Below are 21556 nucleotides of genomic sequence, written 5' to 3' on the forward strand. Positions count from 1 at the left end.
TTACTCGCTTATGCCTTTAAGTACCTTGACATAAAACTCCGCCTTCTTCTCCACCTTCATAGGATATGCGCGCGAGCTGCTTGGCATGCGCCACAGTCTCAATTGTCGTCCTTTATAGTCGAACTCTACATTGTCGCCAACCTTTGGTTGCATGCCAATGTTGAAGCATTGGCACAGCACATCGGTGGCTTTCTGTCCGGTAGTTACTATATCGGTAAGGCAAGGCAGACTGTCTGCCATAGCTTTCAAATTGGTAGGCTCCACCACTTCAAGGTCCTTGTCCGATGCCGTGTTCTTAAGTCGTATCACAGCTGTGGCTGTATCATACATTCCTATACCGTGTTCACGAAGAAAGGGTATGATAAGGTCAAGGCGAAACGTTTTGTGCTCAACGTCTACAAAGTGCATCTTGTCGTTATAGAAGCACAATCCGAAGATGCGCCACATGTCATTGGTGAAGTTGGGATAATAAAACTTCATAGACCACCGTTTCTCGCCTGGTGGAAAACTGCCAAGCATAAGCAATCGGCAACCGTCAGGCAAGAAAGGTTCAAATGGATGGCGTTCTATCATTTCTGTTCCTTGACAAGATACACCACTACAGGCAAGTGGTCTGAATAGCCATCAAGCCAAACGCCGCCTGCTGTTGTACGCTTAGGTGCGCCCTTGTATTTGCCTTCCGATTGCAAAAGGTATGGGCGGATGTGTATCTGGTTCTGGAAGAACTTAAGTGTGGCATAATCCTTAGAGCCCTTTGGGCATAGCATGTTAGGTGTCATAACAATCTGGTCGAACAGATTCCATGAGCCATTGTAGAACAATGTGCCGCGACCTTCCTTTGCCAGAATGTTGTACCAAGGATTGTACATGTCGTCCTTGCCCACCTCGCTTATGTTTGCCTTGCATGATAGGCCTTCGGTCATCGACTTGTTGGTTGGGTCGTCGTTCATATCGCCCATAACCATAACCTTGCAGTTTTTGTCGGCAGCGATGAGCGAGTCTTTTATCACGCGCACCTGACGTGCAGCCACCTCACGATAGTGTGATGTAGAGAATCGGCTTGGCCAATGGCATACAATGATAGTTACATGTTCGCCCGCCATTGTTCCGCTAACGGTTAGGAATCCACGTGTTACAAATCCAGAGTCTTTCTTCTGCTCAGGCACATAAGGCACAAGCTTTACATCACGTACTGTAAAGAAACGTGGATTGTACAGCAAGGCACAGTCGATACCACGGCGGTCTGGACCCTCGATATGTACATATTTGTATCCGCGGGCCTTAAGTGCTGGTTGTGCTGTAAGGTCGTCAAGAACCTTAGAGTTTTCTACCTCAGCAAGACCAATAGCCGCACATCCAATGCCAGGCAACTTGTCTGTGCCAAGGTCGGCAAGTGCCTGTGCCATATTGCGCAGCTTGTGACTGTATTTCAAACCATTCCACTTGTACGAACCGCCAGGAAGGAAGTCGTAGTCGCGCTTGCCTTCATCGTGGCAAGTATCAAATAGGTTTTCTTGGTTGTAGAAGCCTACAGCGTAGAGATTAAACTTTTTCTGTGCCTGTGTGCCTGTCACGATGGCAAGCAACATAAGGGCAAGGATTAAGAGTTTCTGTTTCATTGTCTTGTTTGTTGTAATTTGTTTAACTGAACTTTCGCAAGGTCAGAGAATTCAGTATTTAAAGGAGTTAAGAAGTTAAGCCAAATGCTTTTAATGCTATAAATCAAGCAAAAAAACTAATGGCTTCGCTCGGCTTTTGCCGCTTGCTTGCAAGAACTCCTTAGCGACCGTAGGGCGTGATATCTCCTTAACTTCTTAACTACTTTCGCTTGCGAAAACTTAATTTGTTTAATTTTTTTGCAAATATCGGCATTAAATCTGAAATATCCCAATTTGTAACAAAGAATTATTGAAATTGCCTTCTCAAAAAGGTGACATCCTATATATGGAGTGATGCAAACCGGTGGGTTGTAGGTTTGGATTATAGTCCCTCAAACCGACCAATTTGTCGGTGCTTAGCCATTGAAACATAATATTAATGTGAATAAAACTCGAAAAAACTTTTTTTATTGAAAATTAATGCTTTACTTTGCATTCTCTCTATATGAATCAACAAATCTAATTATCAAATACATGCAAAAGAAGCTTAATTTAGCAGTGTTGGCTATGTGCTGCGTTCCTGCTGCCTATGCTCAGACCGATTCTATCGGCTATCATAGTGAGGCATCTAACGAGGCAGCCTTCACATTTACTGAGGCTCAACTTGGTGAGGATGATGATATGACGCAAAACGTCACTATTGTCAATTCTAATACCAACATCTATGCCAGTCAGGTGGGCTATTTGTTCTCACCTGCTCGTTTCCGCTATCGTGCTTTCGACCAAAAGTACAACGAAGTTTTTGTCAACGGACTATCGCTAAACGATATGGAGAGTGGACAGTTCCGCTACTCGCAAGTGGGCGGTCTTAACAACATGACACGCAATGTAGACTACTCGCTTCCTTTTGAGAACAACTCGTTTGCTTTCTCTGGTATGGCGGGTTCAAACAATTATAACTTCCGTGCTGCCGCTATGCCCGTAGGACAGCGCCTTACATTGAGTGGCGCCAACCGCAACTACACATTACGTGGTATGTATACCTACAGCACTGGTCTTTCTGAAAAAGGATGGGCCTTTACCGGTGCTCTTAGCTATCGTTGGGCAAGCAATGGCTATGTAGAGGGAACATTCTATAATTCGCTGTCTTACTTCCTTGGTGTGCAAAAGGTATTTGGCAACCATAGCTTGTCGTTCTCTACATGGGGCAATCCAACCGAACGTTCTACACAGGGTGCTGGTACTGACGAGGTATACTGGCTTGCAAACAACCGCTACTACAATCCTTATTGGGGTTATCAGAATGGCAAGAAGCGCAACTCGCGTGTTGTAACCGATTATGCTCCAAGTGCAATCCTTACTTGGGACTGGACCATAGACAACGATACCAAGCTCACTACATCGTTGTTTGGCAAGTACTCTATGTACAAGAGCACTAAGCTTAATTATAACAATTCGGACAACCCACAACCCAATTACTGGAAAAATCTGCCTTCAAGCTATTATGATGTGTGGTACGACACAAATGAGAACTATCGCACAGAGCAGGCTTTCGACGATTGGACCACATCTTACAATTATTGGCGTGCCTCTAAGGCAAACCGTCAAATCAATTGGGACCGCCTTTATTATGCCAACCGCAACATAAATGCCGAGGGTGGCGACGCTATGTATTATGTACAGGCCAAACACAACGACAACCTTACATTGACACTTTCGTCTACATTCAACCATCAGATTGACAAGGACAAGAAGGTGAACCTTGGTATTATGGCTGGCACAAACAAGGGCATGCACTACCAGACAATGGAGGATATGCTTGGTGCCAACTCGTTCCACAACATCAATACTTACATTATCTCGGACAAGTATACTGCCGATTCGCCAGAGGCCGACTACGACCTTAACAATCCTAAGGCTGTGGTTAAGGAAGGCGACCGCTTTGGCTACGACTACAATATATTCGTAAACAAGGCCCGTCTTTGGACTTCTTACTCGCAGAACATAGGTCGTCTTAACTATACCGTAGCTGGCAAGATAGGCTATACTTCTATGCAGCGTGAGGGTAGAATGCGTAATGGTCTTGCTGCCAACAATTCTTATGGCAAGAGTCATCATGCACAGTTCCTTGACGGCGGCGTAAAGTTAGGCTCTAACATTACACTTGGTGGCGGACATGTAGTGTCGTTAGGTGCCGCTTACGAGTATCGTGCTCCTGAGGCCCGCTCTGCTTTCATGGCTCCTGAGGTTAACAACGACTTTGTTGCTGGCCTAAAGAACGAGCGTGTGTTTAATGGCGAGATTGGCTATATGTACGAGAACTCATGGTTGCACCTCAATCTTAATGGTTACTACTCGCGTATGGAGAATGTGTCTGACTGGCAGAACTTCTTCAACGACGATGTCAACTCGTTCATCTATGTATCTCTTACAGACATGAAGAAGGAGTATTATGGTGCCGAGCTTGGTGCAAAGTTCAAGTTGGCAAGCTTCTTCGACGTTAATCTTATCGGTACTATAAGCGAGGCTAAGATTGTAAACAATGCCAAGCTTACATATATGGAGTCTACCAGCGCTACATTGCATGGCGACGACCAGGTGGGCGACAACCACGACCGTATATTTAATAAAGGTATGCGCGACAGCGGCACACCGCTTACTGCATTGAGCCTCGGATTGAACTACCATCAGAATGGTTGGTTCATCAACCTTAATGGCAACTACTACGACCGTATATACTTGAGCTACTCGCCTAACTATCGTTTCGAGCAGAACATCAAGAACCGTAACATTGCCATGACCAAGTTGGGTTATCCTATCATTAACGATGCTACCAACGAGATTATTCCTGGCGCTCTCGACCAGGCTAAGGGCAAGGGCGGATTTATGCTCGACGGATCTATAGGTCGCAACATCTACCTTAAGAAGGGATCACTCTCTATCAACCTTATGGTGACCAACATACTCAATAACCGCAGCGTTGTTACTGGCGGTTACGAGCAGAGCCGAAGCGGATATTCGGGTGTGGCTACTGGCAAGTACAACTTGCGTGGCTACTCGTTCGAGAAGAATCCGTTTAAGTTCTATGCCTGGGGCACCAATGGTATGCTGAACATTACATATAAATTCTAACAAACACAAGCATTAAGATGAAAACAATGAAATATCTTAAGTTGGCGCTTCTTGCTCTTGTTGCTGTCTTTGCTACCACATCATGCATGGACGACGACTGGAAGGACCCTAATAGCGAGACATCTCCTTATGGCAATAACTCTATTCAGGAGACTAATGTGGTGTCTATTGCTGAATTAAAGAATACTTATGGTCCAAAGCAGAAGGACGAAATAAATTATACTGTTCGTATTGCTGACGGCACACAGATTAAGGGTATCGTTACAGGCAACGACATCGAGGGCAATATCTATAGCCAAATATCTATACAAGACGATAGCGACAAGCCTGGCATCATCATCTCTGTAGCTCAGGGCGGATTGTCGGGTCAGTTGCAGATAGGACAGGAGGTGCTCATCAACGTGGGCGGACTCTACTATGGTACTTATCGCTCACAGCCACAGCTTGGTGTTGCTTACCACGACTCGTCTAAAGATCAGAACTATCCAAGTCGTATAAGTCGTGCCGACTGGCAAAACCGCTTTAAGGTTATTGGCAAGCCAGATGCTTCTAAGATTAAGGTGCAGGTGTTTAGCACAAATCCTGACGCCTCAAAGGGCGAGCTTAATGTTGCCGACCTTCTTGATGCCGATGTGGCATACAAGTATGCTGGATGTCTTGTTACACTTAAGGGAGTAGAGTTTGCTATGGGCGACGGTAAAACCACTCTTGCTCCTGAAGATGAAGGCAAGACTCTTGGTTATGGTGTGACACGCTATTTTAAGGGTTACGACAAGACCAACAAGCAGATAGGTATACGTACAAGCTGCTATGCCGACTTTGCTGCCAATCTTGTTCCACAAGGTGTGGTTGATGTAACGGGTGTTCTTTCTTGCTACAAGTCAAGTGCAAAGTACAACCATACAGTACAGCTCGCATTGCGCCGCTTCTCTGACATCAAAGCTTCGGAGAGCAAATAATATTCACATTATTATATATAATAGAACAAAAACATAACAATTATGAAGAAGATACTTTATACAATGCTTGTCGCCCTTGCGACAACATTATCATTTACAAGTTGCGAGGACGTTCCGGCTCCTTACGACATTCCTACTGGCGGTAATACTGGTGGCGGTGACACTGAGACAGGACTGAAGGAAATATACTCAGAGAATTTCGACAATGAAACAACTGCATTCACATTCAAGGATGTCACTCTTACTGGTGGTTTGACAAGAGTGTGGAAGGTTGCTTCTTACAACAACAATGGTTATCTCAATGCTTCTGCTTTCTTTAGCAATGCAAGTCATGCTTCTGAGTCTTGGGCTGTGTCGCCAGCTATCTTGCTTGGCGACAGTAAGAAGGCAACTCTTTCGTTCAAGCATGCTATCAACAAGCTTGCCGATGTAAGCACTATGAAGGATATGATGACAGCTTGGGTTTCTACCAACTATGCTGGTGATGTTAAGACTGCAGAGTGGCAGCAGCTCGTAATACCTAAATATCCAGAGGGTGTAAGCTGGACTTTTGTAGAATCGGGAGATATCGATCTCACAGCTTATTGCGGTAAGACTGTATACATTGCATTTAAGTATACAAGTACAGATGACAACTCTGGTGGTTGGGAGATTGATAATTTCACTATTAAGGGTGATGGAACTGCTATGAGCATTCCTTCAACACCTGATACTCCTTCTACCCCAGAATTGGCTGCTGGCTTGAACCTTGATACTACAAACGGATTGGTTACATTCGTTAATCCTGATGTTACATCAGATGAAAAACCAGTTACATTCGTTGTAGAGGAGCTTGGTCTTGAGGACGCTAAGGATGTTGCCGAATTGGATTTGGACGGCACTAAGTTGATATTCGGTGCCGATAAGGATGCTAAAATGACTAAGTACTATGCAAGCAAGAAGTCGATACGTGTCTACAAGAACAACACTATGCACATTGCCGGCAAGAGCAAGATTGCTAAGGTTGTATTCACTTGCGATTCGAAGTCTACTGTAGGCAATACTACAGCGACTCTGAGCTTCGACGGCAACAACATCGACTACAAGAATGTATTTGATGAGGCTTCAGGTAAGGCTAACGTACAGTTCCAGTTTACCAAGATTGCCATTACTTACGCTAAGTAATTAATAGGACAAAATATAATAAAAGGGCGCGCTGTCGATATGACAACGCGCCCTTTTATTATAGTACGCTCGGCATGAGCATTGTCTAACGGGTGAAAGTCCCGAGCAAGCCCTAATAGCGGGAATTGCATAGTCAAAGGCAAGGGTGTTCATCGCGAGATGAAATCTGAAGGAAGCCCAAGACAAACATCTGACCTAACGGACAGAAACTTCATATAAGGCATGTGACCGTGGGTGAGGTTGCTATTCAAACCAAAGCCCAATAGCTATTCGGAACGGTCGGTGTAAATGAAGTAGGTATAAGATGGAAAGACAACGCCCTTATCCGAGGAGGTCTCACGGACGCTTCAAATAGTTGTTTTTACGAAAGAAGTGGAGTAAAGCTTGCCGTGAGAAGTCAGCAGACGTCATAGTAGTGCAACAATCGATAACGTTGCACGAAGGGCTGAACCTAACAATTAAACGATAGTAATTGAAACATACCTTATGAAGGAAAGAATGCAGAAAACATTATCCCAAGTTAATGGCTGCCCACAAAGAAATAGGTCGGAAACCGAATGGTATGGGGGAGTGCAGACCTTCATGTGGATGTGTGAAGACAACATCGTGGAAGTACCATTCGACAAGGAACACCTTTTCGAGCAAATTCTTAGTCCCACAAATCTCAATCGAGCATACAAAGCAGTTATGAGAAACAAGGGCTGTGGTGGTATCGACAAGATGTCGTGCGAGCAATTGTTCCCATGGCTCCTGACCAATAAGGATGAACTCACCCGTTCCTTGATGGACGGTTCTTACCGTCCGAACCCAGTAAAAAGGGTAGAAATACCCAAGGACAATGGCAAGATGCGCCTGTTGGGAATACCTACAGTAGTAGACCGTCTGGTGCAACAAGCCATCAACCAAGTATTGACTCCCATCTATGAGAACCAATTCTCCAAGACGAGCTACGGCTTCCGTCCGAGAAGAGGATGCCATGACGCACTACGAGGAGCGCGAAGGATAGTCAACGAAGGCTACATATATGTAGTCGACCTTGACCTTGAACGCTTCTTCGACACGGTGAGCCATAGCAAACTCATAGAAATCCTCAGCCGTACGATAAAAGACGGCAGAGTGGTCAGTCTTATACACAAATATCTCCGAAGTGGTGTAATGAACAAAGGTTTGTTTGAAGCGAGCGAGGAAGGAACTCCCCAAGGCGGTCCGCTAAGTCCATTGTTGAGTAACATAATGCTCAACGAATTGGACAAGGAACTTGAACGCAGAGAACTCCCCTTTGTGCGCTATGCCGATGACTCGATGATATTCTGCAAGTCCAAAAGGGCTGCAATGCGAGTGAAGGAGTCTATAACCCGATTTATAGAGAATACTCTATATCTCAAAGTCAACAAGGAAAAGACCGTAGTGTCGTATGTGCGCGGAGTGAAATACCTCGGCTACTCCTTTTATGTGATGAAAGGCGAATGCCAACTCACGGTGCACCCAAAGTCCAAAGCCAAGATGAAGTCAAGGTTGAAAGAACTGACAAACCGCAGCAATGGATGGGGATATGCCAAGAGAAAGCAGAAGCTGAAAGAATACATACGAGGTTGGGTCGGCTATTATCACTTTGCCAATATGAAGCGTCTCTTGCTTGTAACAGACGAATGGTTAAGACGTAGAATACGCATGTGTATATGGAAAGCTTGGAAGAAAGTCAAGACAAAAGTGGCAAACCTCATTAGATGCGGTATCAATAAATACCAAGCATACGAATGGGGTAACACTCGCAAGGGCTATTGGCGAATAGCTGACAGCCCTGTTCTAAAAAGGGCGATAGATAACAATAAACTACGCTCCGCAGGGTATGCTACTTTAATGGAGGCGTATCTCGAATGGTATCCAAAATAGGAACCGCCGTATGCGGAACCGCACGTACGGTGGTGTGAGAGGTCGGAAAACGAAAGTAGGAAGAAAACTGCTTCGTTTTCCTCCTACTCGATTTTTACATCCCTGTCCTATCCACTAAATCTGCTTGACAATCTATAGGAGGGTATGGCATCCTTGCCATGCCCACTCTGCCATGATTGTCCAACCAGTTTAGTGGGTATGGCAGGGATGCCATACCCTCCTACTATATGTAAAGATAATTCTGAACTGTTACTTATAGAAAAGCAAATAAAAATATGGCGGTTTGAGGAAATAATCGTAAATTAGCACTTGAAAACCAAAGCCAAAGTATTATGGTAGAGACAAACGATAGAAAATTGCCGGTAGGCATCCAGTCTTTTGAGAAAATCAGAAAGGGTGGATACCTTTATGTTGACAAGACAGATATCATCTGGCAACTTGCCAACAGAAATAAAACGTATAATTACTTGAGCCGCCCACGCCGCTTTGGCAAATCGGTGCTGGTAGATACGCTCGAAGCCTACTTCTTGGGAAAGAAGGAACTGTTCGAAGGATTGAAGATAATGCAGCTGGAGACAGAATGGGTGAAGCGTCCTGTTATAAGGCTGGATATGAGTCAGGCGGGAGCAGAACCAGAAAGTGTAAGAAGCTATTTGGATGATGCCTTTCATACACTTGAGACGGAGTATGAAGTTGTAGTGCGCCAGGATAGTTCTTTTGCTGTAAGATTCAAGAATATCATTGAGGCAGCTTACAACAAAACTGGTTTGCAGGTTGCTATTCTCATCGACGAATACGACTCGCCATTGCAGCATTCCTGGAAGACTCCTCACCATGAAGCGTGTACCTCCATATACAGAGAAGTGTTTGCCGTCTTGAAATCTCAGGATAAATACGAGAAGTTTGTCTTTATCACTGGCATCACCAAGTTTACGCAAATCTCTCTCTTCTCAGTGCTAAATAATCTGAGCAACATCAGTTTCGAACCTGAGTATGCAGCCATTTGCGGTATAACGAAGGAAGAAGTGCTTAGGGATTTCAAACCCGAAATCAATAGATTGGCTGAATATGAAGGATGGACTTTTGATGAGGCTGTAGCACAATTAACAGCCTATTATGACGGTTATCATTTCAGTCGCCGCAACATGGTGGATGTGTTCAATCCGTTCAGTCTTATCAATGCCTTGGCAGATTCTGATTTAAAGAACTATTGGGCTTCGTCTGGTGCCACCTCCATGTTGCCTAAGTTTGTGGATGATATGGAACTCAAATTGGGTAATTTTGATCCTTGTACCATCCTTCGCCAAACTATCGAGACTTCGGATGTTACAGGTGGTGGAGCCGAATTGTTCCTCTATCAGTCTGGTTATCTTACGATAAAGGGTTACCAGATGGGAGTTTACATCTTGGGATTTCCTAATAATGAAGTAAAACAAGCACTTTACGAGACGGTGTTGCCTGCACTTACTCTGCGAAGCAATGGTGACATTCAATCCACACAATCAAGTCTGTTTCTTTCTCTTCAGCTTGGCAATCTGCCCGAAGCTATGAAATGCCTTAAAGCCCTCATTGCGGATGTGCCTTACAGCAACAAGAAGCTTGCCAGCATGGATATGGAGGAGCGCTACCGCTTAATTATGAGCACCATATTCAATGCCATTGGTTGCCGTGTTGAAGTAGAAAAGATGATAGCTACGGGTAGGATAGATATGGTGGTAGAAACCACCAACTTCGTTTATGTTCTCGAACTGAAGCTTAGCAATAACGGTGGCATAGATGCTGCTACAGAACAGATGTGAGCAAAGCAATATGCCGAGCCTTTCAAGGCAGACAAGCGAAAGGTGATAGCCCTTGCCATAGAATTGGATGATAAGGGAAAGGGATTGGTTGATTGGAAGGAAGTGTAAAAAAATACTGCCAACTTAGAAAACAGTAGGAGGAGGGTGTGTCAAAAGTTGTCTCAAGTGGTACGCCCCGAAGGGGCAGAAGCTCCTAGCCCAGGGCAGCGCCCTGGGTGTAATACATCCAAAGCAAAGCGCCCTGTAAGGGCAGAAGCGTTCATTATCAACGCTTTTGCCCTTACAGGGCGTATTATTTATAACGTCCGTTTACCCAGGGCGCTGCCCTGGGCTAGGCGCAATTTGGGCTTTCAGCCCGCGTAGTATGCATTATTATAAGGCTCTCCGTAATTCTTACTAAGAGCATTTATATCTAAATCAAAAGCTATTGCAAACATTATGCTAACTTAAAATATTTAGACTGCCCAAAGAATATTCTGCCTACATTGTCCTTGATGGAAATAACCAATCCCATAAAAGGGTTGTGTTCAACATCAATAACCTGGCCCTCAATCCAATCAGTCAAACCTGTCAAAGAAGGATTAACCTTCATAATATCTCCTAATTTTGGTTCCATAGCTATTTTGTATTTTTTATATGCTTGCAAAGATAAACTATTATTTTGAAAGTGCGAAGAAAACAAGAAAAATGTTTCGAAAATATATCAACGACAATACTATGCTTAACATTACCGCATATAATAAAATCAATTAGGGCTGCAAACGGCATTGGTGCCGTTTGCAACCCTAACTTATGTATAGTCTCAAGCTAAGACATCCCCAATAAGTCTAATTACTCCCCTCCCTTTTGGGGAGGGGTTGGGGGTGAGGCTTCTTTTAATCAGCCCAAATGCTGCCACTTCCATCGCGATAGTCACTAACCGATTCTTCGCTATAATCCTCGTTATCTGCTTTTCTTATTACAGAGCCAGCGAGGATGGCTTGTGTCTCCATTTGGTAGACATTCATTTCAGGCTTTATATATTCTTTCTTTTTCATAATTCTCAGTTTTTTTTATGGTTCATCCGAAATTTGGAGTGATTCAATAATGAGCTTATAAGTAGCGGAGGTCTCTGGCCTCCGCAGTACCAAGTAGAATACAAATCATTATTACTAATAATAGAGTTAGTATCATTGATTGCTGCGGAGGCCGGAGACCTCCGCTACTATATAAACTTGTTACATTATAATAATAGAGTATTATTATCACTCCATTTTCTTGATTCCTTTATTTGATGATAACTTTCATAGTCTTGTTGCCACGCTTTACGATGTTGATGCCCTTTTGAGGCTCATTGAGGCGCTTGCCCTGCAGGTCGTAGTATTCAGCCTTGTCGTTGGCAATGGTGTTGAGGGTGTCGATGGCTGTAGTGCTGTCGTCGTCGAAACCAATGCTAAACATCTTGGCACCAGCTGCAGGAGATGGAGAGTTGTCTACCATGTAAGCACGGAACGGCTTGCTTACCACCTTTGTTACCTTAGTATTTGCCAACAACTTTGCAGGGTTCATCAGCTTGTTGCCCTTCACGATGTAGCAGTTGTTGTCAGCATCCTTGTTGAACCCCTTTTGGGTGTAGAGTCCCTGGAGCTGATAGTTGCTATTATCTGTCTTTGAGGTCTGAACATCTTTTGCTATCGCTGTGTTTTCTACAGAGAAGCTGAGCGACTTTGCGCCCTCATTCATCTTGATAATAACAGGAGTACCAGCAGTAATGCTTGTCTCTATCTCTTCGAGTTCTATAGTTTCTGTATCATCATCAGCCGAAAGAAGCTTGAATGCACGGAAGTTCTGATTTGCGAGAGATACCTCGAAAGGCAAGCAGAGCGTAGCCCATGTGGTGTTAGTATTCATAAAGCGGCTATAAGATGTTGCCTTGGCTGCGAATGGCTCGTAAGCCACGAAGTCCTTGTCGTCGTTAAGAGTGAGATTCTCCGCAGTAAGAATTTCTCCTACAGCTCCTATCTTCTCATCACCATTCTTGCCTACCAACTTTGTGAAGTAGCCAGTCTTGTAGTTGGCGAATTCACTGTTGTTCTTGTCCGTGTCCGTGTTCTTGTTATACTCTATAAAACCTTTGAGCTTATCACAACCAAGGAACATATCTGCACCATTTTTCAATCCACTTCCAAAAGCAAAATTCTCACTTGCATAAATCGTGGTCAAGTTGGAGCAATTCTTGAATATATTGTCCACATACTCAACTCCTTTCGTATTGAAACTGCTCAAGTCGAGCGAGGTCAGGTTAGGGCAATAGGCAAACATGTGTCCCATATTGTTGACTTTCTCAGTATTGAAATTAGACACGTTTAGGGTCTTGAGATTAGTGGCACCATTAAACATGCTCGGCATTGATGTCACATTTTCCGTATTGAACATTGAGAGATCCAAAGACTCCAATGCAGAACAGTTAGCGAACAAAAGTTTCATATCTGTCACTTTCGCTGTGTTAAAGTTAGTGAGGTCGAGCGAGGTGAGAGCGGAACATCCATTGAATACCCCGGTCATATTCGTCACATTCTCGGTGTTAAGATACTCAAAGCCTTCTATTGTGGTCAGGTTAGTGAAGTCCTTGAACCACCCATAGCAGTTTGTTGGTCTTGCACTAGCAAACGAAGCATCGAAGACCACCTTCTTTACATTAGTTCCTAAATTATTCCAGTCAGGAAGATTTCTCCCCTCATTTAAGCCATAAGCTCCTTCGGGCTTGACTCCTTTGTAGCGGAATGTAAGAGTTCCAGTAGCATTGTCAAACTCGGCATAAGCACATCCAGGAGTAAAATAACCATCCGTGCCGCAGTTGGCAAAGGTGTGGTCGGTCTTGCTACTATCATAGCCTTTGAGGTTTGTGCAGCCTGAGAACATATCAGAACCAATTCTCACCTTGGTCGTTACAAACTCATCGCTAACGTAGATGGTTGTGAGAGCGGAGCATGCCTGGAACATGCTGTTCATATACCGCACCTTCTTTGTATTGAAATTAGAGAGGTCGAGCGAAGTGAGAGCGGAGCAGCCCTCGAACATGTTTCCCATACTCTCCACCTTCTCTGTATTGAAATTAGAAAGATCGAGCGAAGTGAGAGCTGAGCAGCCCCGGAACATGCTGTTCATATGCTTCACCTCCTTTGTATTGAAATTAGAGAGGTCGAGCGAAGAGAGTTCTATACAGTCCTCAAACATGCTTGACATATTCGTCACCTTCTCTGTATTGAACTTAGAGAGATCGAGCGAAGAGAGTTTTTGACAACCATAGAACATACCTCTCATATCCGTCACCTTCTCTGTATTGAACTTAGAGAGATCGAGCGAAGAGAGTTTTTGACAGTCCGCAAACATATCTGACATATCCATCACATTCGCTGTATTCAAATATTCAAGGCCTGAAATTGTTTCCAATGTACTGGAGCCAGAAAAGAATTGTTCCAACGATGTAGGTGCGTATGTTTTGAAACTCTTATCGAAAATGATATTCTTGATATTTGTAGTTCCTTTACATAACAGATTGCAGATATTTTTCACCCTCGGTTTGTCATTCACTATAACTAAACGGCTTAAATCAATACTTTCTAAATTATCAGAAGTGATTTTTTTGAAAGTCAATGTAGTGTTCGTAGCATCCAACTCTGCTACATAATCAGAAATAGTGGTTGCCGTGTTCAGATCGTATATGAATGCGCGGTCAGCACCTTTATTACCTTCATCACCAGGGAATGTATTGTATGATAATGTCAAAGTATATTCACCCTTGTTTAAAATGCTTTTATACACTTTTTGCTCTGTTCCATTAATATCATCAAGCGGTTTTCCATTTAAAGTAATAATGACATAGTTAGGATCCTTTGCCGAAATTAGATATTTAAATGAAAATAATATAGGCTTTTCTACATTGAATTTGACTTCAATTTCAGAATTACTGTCATCCACCCCATAATTACTTGACATCAGTCCTGTGTTTCCTTCTGTAAAATAGGAAGAGACATTAGACATTCCATCTGCTTTCAAGTCCAACATCTGCCATGGATAATCACCATTGTCAGTAATGGTAACATTGGTTATACCATCCAAATTGAACAAAGCATAGCGAAAATCCTTATAGTGACAGACAGTACAATTGCCTTCACTGTCGAATGTATGGCCTTTTGCTGGAATCACGAGGATGGCAGCATCAGTAAACTCTTTAGTTGTAGCTTCATCGCTGAAGAGTTTGTTGCATACACTGCACTGCCAGTATTCTATGTTACCAGCCTCTGTACATGTAGCTGCTTTTGCTTCATGATGAGTGAGTTTGTGTGGTTTAAGCACATCATCCTTATATACCTTCACAATAGAATTGCAGAGAGAGCATTTGTGTGTGGTATAGCCGTGCTCTGTGCAAGTTGGTTCTACGGTTTCGATTACTTCACCAAGGGCATCCGAGTTATCGGCATTCTTGTGCGAACAGGTATTGAGTTTGAGTTCAAACTCGCCTACCTGCAATGTGCCTCCACTATGAATAGCAGTGATTTCCCATTTAAAATATTTATAAGAGGTAGAACCTTCGCAGGGGAAGTCGTACGAAGTATAGTTCTTATCCTGGAGCTTCGTGTCATTTTCTACCGCCTGGATAAGCACCCATTCGCCTTCTTCGCCTTCATTGTTGCCATAGAGCTTCCATGACAACGGATTGCGACCTCCACATCCAAAATTTGCATTGTCATTACCCGTTGTGATGGTGTAACCCACAGGCACTCCTGCCTTGCTGGCTTTGAAGAAGACGTAGGCACTGCCATTAAACTTGCAGCACCACTTAGAGAAATTATTGGGTTCTTTTTTGCCATCAAAGAGATTAGCGTATGTCTCACCTTTGTACCCCACAGGGTTACCCTCTAAGGCACTAAACGTTACAGATGTGTCGTAATCTGTCTGCGCCACCATGCTGGCAGGCAGAAGCAACAACATGAGCAACATCAACCAGAGCGTAGAGCGCCTGTGGCTCTTGGCAGCAAGAGTTGAGTAAAGGTCTGTTAGGTAAGACCATTGTTTAGAAATCGTAGATTTATTCATACTCAAATATTTATTATTTATTGGTAAATCAGAAGTTAAGTATGTGTTCATATTTATCTTTATATATGAGCGGCAATCAGTAGGAGGGTATGGCATCCCTGCCATACCCACTCTGCCATGATTGTACAGCCAATTTAGTGGGTATGGCAAGGATGCCATACCCTCCTACTATATGTAAAGATTATTCTGAACTGTTACTTGTAGGAGTTAAAGAAGTTAGAGAAGTTCTTGCTATGCAAGCGGCAGAGCCGAGCGAAAGCCATATGCTTTTACTGCTAAATAGCCAACAAACAGACTTTTGTCTATTAATTCTTTGAAACTGCGCACATATCGCTGCAAATTTACAAATAATAATGATGTCTGCCCAATTTTAGGCAGACGCAAAATGACGCAAAAACGTAAAAAAGAGACGCAAAAGACGCAAAATTAAATGAAAATACCCCATGACATGAGTGCCATGAGGTATTGTTTGGTAGTGAATAATAAATTATTCTTTTAAGCATTTAAAATCTCCGTTCCGTGACGTGGAACGTGCATTCCGTGTCACGGAACGGCCATTCGGTGACACGGAACGTACATTCCGTGACACGGAACGGAGATTTATATTAAATTACTGAACTTGCGAAAGTTCGGTGAGTGCTCTATTTATGTTTTATTCGCGTTGATAAATCTTCAGTCCAAATTCTGGTGCAAACGCATATATTCTCTCCATTATCTCTGCCAGGTTGTGCTCGTACGTCTTCCATTCCTTGTTCTTAAGGAAGAAGTACACCTCAATAGGTAGACCGGTGTTGGTGGGTTGCAACTGGCGTACCATAAATGTAAGGTCGGTATTCACCTCCTTATTGTTGTATATCCACCATTCGATGTAATTGCGGAAGAGTGTAAGATTGACAACGTTGCTGTGCATATCAGCCTTGTTTATCAGTTTGCGTTCAACAAGGCGTTGCTTAAGATTGTCGTCGGCAATGCCGATAGAGTGGAAGTCGATGTATATCATACGTGTCACTCGGCGTCCGCCGCTTTGCTGCATACCTTGCCAGTTCTGGAACGAGTCTTCTATAAGCTTTTGCGGAGGCAGCGTAACAATAGTGTTGTCGAAGTTGCGCACCTTGACAGTAGACAGCGTTATGTCCTCAACCACACCGTTGGCTCCCAACTTATCCACCGTAATCCAGTCGCCCTTGCTCACCATATTGTTGCTTGTAAGACGTATTCCGGCAACCAATCCTGTTATAGAGTCCTTGAACACCAACATCAGTACAGCCGATGTGGCACCCAATCCGGCAAGAAGCGTCAGCGGACTGCGGTTTATAACTATAGCTACAATAACAATTACGCCAAGGAACAGAACCACAATCTTAAGCACGCCACAGAATGAGTGGAAGTATTGTTGTGCGGCCGTGCGATGATCCTTTTCGGAGTCGAAGAGCTTGAATGATCCTATAAAGGTAATGGCAAGTCGCATTACAGTAATGGTTATATATATTGCCGTGGCCTTGGATGCAAGTGTCTGTATTACGGGATTGGCGATGAATAGAGGCGGCAACATCTGCCATACAACAATGGCTGGCACTACATGGCAAGCCGAGTGTAGCACCTGAGGATTGAGCAGATAGTCGTCCCATATCATATCTGTATGTTTGGTGATGCGCACCAATAATGGTGTCACAATCTTGATGCACAGCATATATACCAGCCAAGTCACCAATGCAGTTACGGCACACAGCGCAAACATTGTGACAAACGACAGCCAACCACCCGACAAGGTGGTATAAGCCAACAACTCTTCAATGTACTTAGTAATTTGGTCCATAATCTTAAGGGTTTAATCAAACATGGTGGTTGCCCACGATTGGTCTACGGTTGGCACAACACGGTGCACACTCTATCTTGGAATGCTCTGCCATTAGCACGATGCATCACACCTTGGTTTATTATAGCAAAAGCCAGTCGGTGTCCGTTGGCGGCAGTACAATATCCAGCCAGCGAGGATATACCGGTAAGTGTGCCAGTCTTGGCATACACGTTGCCTTTGGTAAAGGTGCCATGCTGACGCGAGCGCAATGTTCCGTCTTCGCCAGCTATAGGCAAGGCCGGGTGTAGGTGCAGATAGATGTTGTTGTTCTGGAATGCGTATCTAAGGAAGCGCACCTCCAGTTCGGCCGATAAATAATTGTATAGCGACAGTCCCGAACCATCGGCTATGCTGTATCGCTTAGGGTCAAGACCAACTTTACGTATAAGTCGGTCGATTACAGCAGCCGAGTTCTTGGCAGTAGAAGGCTGATGTCCGGCAGCAGCGCCAAGTTGGTAAAACATCGATTCGGCATACAGATTGTCGCTTTCCTTAAGCATCTTCATCAGAATTTGGTCGATAGAGTGGAATCGGCTGGTTATGCAATAGGCATCTTCAGGACGTCGTGCCTCGCCTATAATGCCTTCTACAACAATGCCGGCTTTTTGTAGTTCGTGTACAAATCTCTCGGCAAATACATTCCTTCTACTGATAAGCAGCGGCGAGAGTATAGGGTTGTCGTCGTCCCAACACCATCCGTTTCCAAGAGTGTCGGCATCCTTCATAGTCTTGTCGGCGTATATATTGCCACGTATAGTGTCAACTCCCATCTTGCGTATGCCCTCTACAAAGGCGCGCATATCGTCTATGTTGAATCGTGGATCAAATCCTCCAACGCAATATATATTGCCATTAAGCGTGTTGTTGGCCACTTCGCCCTTATAGCATAGTTCGGTTTTGAAGCGATAGCTGCCACCCAACTTGTCGATGGCAGTAATGGCTGTAATAACCTTCATTGTTGAGGCCGGTCGAAGCAACTGGCGTTCGCCATGTGCATAGATTGTAGAGTCGGCATCAAGGTCGTACACCATAATGCCCACTTGAGATGTATTGAACATCTCATGATTGAGCAAGTGGTCGAGATGTTTGCGCACAGTCTGGTCCCAAGGCAATGCCTGTCTTGCCACCTCAAATGTATCTACGCCAAGCGAGTCGATGGTGTCTATGCCTTGTTCATCGTCATATTCGGTAACGTCTTGAGCATTTGCCATAGCCAACGACATCAGCAATAATGCAAGCGTGTATATATATCGTGAATAAAAAAGTTTCATTTGTTTTATTGTTTCTGTGGGCTCTTCAACTATTGTTTATCGTGAAACAGCCATTGTTCTATCAGGCTTTTTCAATTGTGGAGTCGCTTTGTTGCAACCTGCGTTTCAGCTCCTTAACAAATCCTTCGCTATCGGCAGGTTGCACCGATGTAAAGTGTCCCGCACCATATTCTATTACAATATGACTTGCCACAAATAGTAGTCCGCGTACGGGTCGCACAGCCACGATATCCTCTATGTTTACAACAATAGGCTTGGCTATTCGTCCATGCGATATAACGAGTTTGTTGTCTGAAGTCATAATGTATTCGGTATGCACCGTGCGGTCTACGGCAGCAGCTCCAATAATCAAGAGCACCATACCTAAAAGAGGCGTTATGCCCGTGCGGTTTAGAAACAGCATCAAGGCACATGCCGCAAGCAGAACCACCGCGGCAATAGCCTGTATGGATATCTTATGTTGAAAAGTGCGGTTCATTATATAGATGCGATGTTGTTGGGATAAAATGTTTTGTTGTTAGTCTGCATTCTGCGCCAAAGCCAACCAAAGGCGGTCGTCGGGTACAGGTGCTTCAACAGCTATTGTTTCCTTGGATACGGGATGTACAAACTCCACTCGGCGCGACATAAGCGATATGCTACCGTCGGGATTGCTTCGAGGCGAACCATATTTCAGGTCGCCCTTTATAGGACAGCCCATGTGTGCAAGCTGACAGCGAATTTGGTGATGGCGTCCAGTCATAAGCCGTACCTCAAGCAACATATAGTTGTCAGACATGCTGCGTACCTTATAGCTCAACACAGCTTTCTTGGCACCTGGCACCTCGCGGTTGTGTGCATAGCTTTTGTTTTGTCGCTCGTTGCGTGTAAGCCAGTCGGTAAGTGTGGCCTCTGGTGCAATGTCGTTCTTCTTGACAATAGCCCAGTAGGTTTTGTGCACGTCGCCCGTACGGAACATCTCGTTGAGACGAGATAAGGCCTTGGATGTCTTGGCAAACACAACCAATCCGCTAACCGGTCGGTCCAATCTGTGTACCACTCCGAGGAACACGTTGCCCGGCTTATTATACTTCTCCTTGATGTATTGCTTAACGATGTCGGAGAGCGGAGTGTCGCCAGTCTTGTCGCCCTGTACTATCTCGCCGCTCTGTTTGTTGACGATGATAATGTGGTTGTCTTCGTAGACTACGTTCATAAGAGTTAGGGTATGAAATTAAGTAGGAGGATATGGCTCGCCATACCCTCCTACCTTCTTTATTTTGAAACTAATTGTTAATTACATGTTCATGCCACCATCGATCTGGATAACCTGACCGCTAACATAGCTTGACATATCCGAAGCGAGGAATGCGCAAACATTAGCGATGTCCTCTGGCTTACCGCCACGACGGAGAGGAATCTTCTTCATCCAATCCTTGCGGATATCCTCAGAGAGCTGTGCTGTCATGGCAGTCTCGATAAATCCAGGAGCAACAGCGTTGGCACGTACACCCTTAGGACCGAGCTCCTGAGCAATAGACTTGGCGAGGGCAATCATACCAGCCTTAGAAGCAGCATAGTTGCACTGGCCAGCGTTGCCGTGAACACCTACAACAGAAGCCATGTTGATGATAGAGCCATTGCGCTGACGAAGCATGATAGGAGCGCAAGCGTGGATAAAGTTGAATGCCGATTTAAGGTTTACGTTAAGTACAGCATCCCACTGAGCTTCCGACATGCGGAGCATCAGACCGTCCTTTGTGATACCAGCGTTATTTACGAGAATGTCTACAGAGCCAAAGTCAGCATGTATCTGCTTAACAGTCTTCTCAGTCTCTTCAAAGTCGGCAGCATTGCCGGCATATGCGCGGCAGGTAACGCCGAGAGCCTCGATTTCCTTACGTGTAGCCTCAAGTCCGGCAGCCATGTCGTCGTTAAGCACGAGGTCGGTGAATGCGATGTTTGCGCCTTCTTTGGCGAATTTCATAGCGACAGCTTTTCCGATGCCGCGGGCTGCACCAGTGATGATGGCAGTCTTACCTGTTAATAATCCCATTTTCTTTTAATTATTAATTGTAGTTTATTAATTAATTATTAATTCTTTTTCCTAATGCACCGTATACCACTTTAGCAACAAGCGGCTTCGACGCTTCTTCGGTCATGCCGTGTCCGATACGTCCGTATATGAATGGCACCTCAAGACCTTTGATACAATAGTGTGTTATGTCGGCCACAAGGTCAACGTTGTCGATATCGAACTCTCCGTCAAGTTTGCCCTCGCTATATACTTTGCGGAACAATTCAATTTCGTCCTCATCAAACTTCTTTCGCACCTTTTCCACCATCCATATATTACGAAAGAACTCGGCACGAAGATTTCCGTTGCGCACCACAGTTTCGCGTATCATGCTTAGGTGGGTGTATATAAGCTCGATAATCTTGTCTTGTGGGCGCATCTTCATAGCAGCCACCTCGTCGAGTTTATCTGAAAGTCGTTCCAATTCAGCCTCGATAACAGCCGAGTACACGTCTTCCTTTCGGTTGAAATATGTATACAGCGTGCGGCGTCCTTTTCCTGATGCCACAGCTATGTCGTTCATAGTGGTGTTGGCTATGCCGTTTTTGGCGAACAGTTGCCTTGCCACATCAACGAGTTTTTGCCGAGTCTTGGATATTGACATAACAATTACCTACCTTCCTTTTTGTTCTTTATACCTTATTATATATGTGCCTACTAAATTATATATGTGCCTACTAATAGTGTTGCACATCATTCTATCTGTGTGCAAAATTACAGCAATAATTCGATACGGGCAAATTATTT

16 protein-coding genes are annotated in these 21556 nt (G+C 44.3%); 5 read left to right on the forward strand and 11 right to left on the reverse strand.

All coding sequences use genetic code 11. From position 1 onward, the window contains the following. Positions 1 to 573, reverse strand: coding sequence for a uracil-DNA glycosylase family protein (locus C9991_RS05745; RefSeq protein WP_106811602.1), 573 nt, complete (start codon positions 571 to 573; stop codon positions 1 to 3). Then, complete coding sequence (locus C9991_RS05750) at positions 570 to 1619, reverse strand: endonuclease/exonuclease/phosphatase family protein (protein ID WP_106811603.1); 1050 nt, start codon at positions 1617 to 1619, stop codon at positions 570 to 572. The genes C9991_RS05745 and C9991_RS05750 overlap by 4 nt, the downstream gene beginning before the upstream one ends. Positions 1620 to 2132: 513 nt before the next feature. On the opposite strand from C9991_RS05750, the gene C9991_RS05755 reads away from it, so the two are divergent. The 5 genes from C9991_RS05755 (at position 2133) to C9991_RS05775 (ending at position 10545) form a co-directional block, all read left to right on the forward strand. Further along, a complete protein-coding gene (locus C9991_RS05755; protein WP_106811604.1) occupies positions 2133 to 4730 on the forward strand; it encodes a porin family protein in 2598 nt (865 codons plus the stop codon). A 17-nt stretch (positions 4731 to 4747) separates the two neighbouring features. Next, positions 4748 to 5689: a DUF5689 domain-containing protein gene (locus tag C9991_RS05760; RefSeq protein ID WP_106811605.1), complete on the forward strand. Its 942-nt coding sequence runs from the start codon at positions 4748 to 4750 to the stop codon at positions 5687 to 5689. A gap of 42 nt (positions 5690 to 5731) precedes the next feature. Next, on the forward strand, positions 5732 to 6853 hold the full coding sequence (locus C9991_RS05765) for a choice-of-anchor J domain-containing protein (protein ID WP_106811606.1): 1122 nt from the start codon (positions 5732 to 5734) through the stop codon (positions 6851 to 6853). A gap of 486 nt (positions 6854 to 7339) precedes the next feature. Next, positions 7340 to 8746, forward strand: coding sequence for a group II intron reverse transcriptase/maturase (ltrA, locus tag C9991_RS05770; RefSeq protein WP_106810824.1), 1407 nt, complete (start codon positions 7340 to 7342; stop codon positions 8744 to 8746). 332 nt (positions 8747 to 9078) lie between these two features. Continuing rightward, positions 9079 to 10545 carry an ATP-binding protein gene (locus C9991_RS05775; protein ID WP_232823246.1) on the forward strand — a complete coding sequence of 489 codons (1467 nt, stop codon included), beginning with the start codon at positions 9079 to 9081 and terminating at the stop codon, positions 10543 to 10545. Positions 10546 to 10981: 436 nt separating this feature from the next. On the opposite strand, the gene C9991_RS05785 is transcribed toward C9991_RS05775, so the two are convergent. The 9 genes from C9991_RS05785 to C9991_RS05820 all read right to left on the reverse strand — a co-directional run bounded on the left by C9991_RS05785 (position 10982) and on the right by C9991_RS05820 (position 21413). After that, the gene (locus C9991_RS05785) at positions 10982 to 11161 is read right to left on the reverse strand and encodes a hypothetical protein (RefSeq protein ID WP_106811607.1); all 180 of its coding nucleotides are present in this window, start codon (positions 11159 to 11161) and stop codon (positions 10982 to 10984) included. A 259-nt stretch (positions 11162 to 11420) separates the two neighbouring features. Beyond that, positions 11421 to 11582 carry a hypothetical protein gene (locus tag C9991_RS16640; protein ID WP_157949372.1) on the reverse strand — a complete coding sequence of 54 codons (162 nt, stop codon included), beginning with the start codon at positions 11580 to 11582 and terminating at the stop codon, positions 11421 to 11423. Positions 11583 to 11811: 229 nt separating this feature from the next. Next, positions 11812 to 15624 (reverse strand): BspA family leucine-rich repeat surface protein, encoded by a 3813-nt coding sequence (locus C9991_RS05790; protein ID WP_198643754.1) that lies wholly within the window; start codon positions 15622 to 15624, stop codon positions 11812 to 11814. A gap of 652 nt (positions 15625 to 16276) precedes the next feature. Beyond that, complete coding sequence (locus C9991_RS05795; protein ID WP_106811609.1) at positions 16277 to 17440, reverse strand: mechanosensitive ion channel family protein; 1164 nt, start codon at positions 17438 to 17440, stop codon at positions 16277 to 16279. Between the two features lie 44 nt (positions 17441 to 17484). Then, complete coding sequence (gene dacB, locus C9991_RS05800; protein WP_106811610.1) at positions 17485 to 18753, reverse strand: D-alanyl-D-alanine carboxypeptidase/D-alanyl-D-alanine endopeptidase; 1269 nt, start codon at positions 18751 to 18753, stop codon at positions 17485 to 17487. Positions 18754 to 18814: 61 nt separating this feature from the next. Next, positions 18815 to 19231, reverse strand: a complete 417-nt coding sequence (locus C9991_RS05805; protein WP_106811611.1) for a PH domain-containing protein — start codon at positions 19229 to 19231, stop codon at positions 18815 to 18817. A gap of 39 nt (positions 19232 to 19270) precedes the next feature. Beyond that, entirely contained in the window at positions 19271 to 19948 is a 678-nt protein-coding gene (locus tag C9991_RS05810) for an RluA family pseudouridine synthase (protein ID WP_106811612.1), read from the reverse strand. A gap of 81 nt (positions 19949 to 20029) precedes the next feature. Continuing rightward, entirely contained in the window at positions 20030 to 20788 is a 759-nt protein-coding gene (gene fabG, locus C9991_RS05815) for a 3-oxoacyl-[acyl-carrier-protein] reductase (RefSeq protein WP_106811613.1), read from the reverse strand. Between the two features lie 31 nt (positions 20789 to 20819). Beyond that, positions 20820 to 21413, reverse strand: a complete 594-nt coding sequence (locus tag C9991_RS05820) for a TetR/AcrR family transcriptional regulator (protein ID WP_106811614.1) — start codon at positions 21411 to 21413, stop codon at positions 20820 to 20822. Between the last annotated feature and the right edge of the window lie 143 nt (positions 21414 to 21556).

The sequence above is a fragment of the Prevotella merdae genome (genome assembly GCF_900290275.1).
Lineage (GTDB): Bacteria > Bacteroidota > Bacteroidia > Bacteroidales > Bacteroidaceae > Prevotella > Prevotella merdae.

Coding starts and splice junctions, on each gene's coding strand:
- C9991_RS05745 (WP_106811602.1), bottom strand. CDS start 573: ATGATAGAACGCCATCCATTTGAACCTTTCTTGCCTGACGGTTGCCGA.
- C9991_RS05750 (WP_106811603.1), bottom strand. CDS start 1,619: ATGAAACAGAAACTCTTAATCCTTGCCCTTATGTTGCTTGCCATCGTG.
- C9991_RS05755 (WP_106811604.1), top strand. CDS start 2,133: ATGCAAAAGAAGCTTAATTTAGCAGTGTTGGCTATGTGCTGCGTTCCT.
- C9991_RS05760 (WP_106811605.1), top strand. CDS start 4,748: ATGAAAACAATGAAATATCTTAAGTTGGCGCTTCTTGCTCTTGTTGCT.
- C9991_RS05765 (WP_106811606.1), top strand. CDS start 5,732: ATGAAGAAGATACTTTATACAATGCTTGTCGCCCTTGCGACAACATTA.
- ltrA (WP_106810824.1), top strand. CDS start 7,340: ATGAAGGAAAGAATGCAGAAAACATTATCCCAAGTTAATGGCTGCCCA.
- C9991_RS05775 (WP_232823246.1), top strand. CDS start 9,079: ATGGTAGAGACAAACGATAGAAAATTGCCGGTAGGCATCCAGTCTTTT.
- C9991_RS05785 (WP_106811607.1), bottom strand. CDS start 11,161: ATGGAACCAAAATTAGGAGATATTATGAAGGTTAATCCTTCTTTGACA.
- C9991_RS16640 (WP_157949372.1), bottom strand. CDS start 11,582: ATGAAAAAGAAAGAATATATAAAGCCTGAAATGAATGTCTACCAAATG.
- C9991_RS05790 (WP_198643754.1), bottom strand. CDS start 15,624: ATGAATAAATCTACGATTTCTAAACAATGGTCTTACCTAACAGACCTT.
- C9991_RS05795 (WP_106811609.1), bottom strand. CDS start 17,440: ATGGACCAAATTACTAAGTACATTGAAGAGTTGTTGGCTTATACCACC.
- dacB (WP_106811610.1), bottom strand. CDS start 18,753: ATGAAACTTTTTTATTCACGATATATATACACGCTTGCATTATTGCTG.
- C9991_RS05805 (WP_106811611.1), bottom strand. CDS start 19,231: ATGAACCGCACTTTTCAACATAAGATATCCATACAGGCTATTGCCGCG.
- C9991_RS05810 (WP_106811612.1), bottom strand. CDS start 19,948: ATGAACGTAGTCTACGAAGACAACCACATTATCATCGTCAACAAACAG.
- fabG (WP_106811613.1), bottom strand. CDS start 20,788: ATGGGATTATTAACAGGTAAGACTGCCATCATCACTGGTGCAGCCCGC.
- C9991_RS05820 (WP_106811614.1), bottom strand. CDS start 21,413: ATGTCAATATCCAAGACTCGGCAAAAACTCGTTGATGTGGCAAGGCAA.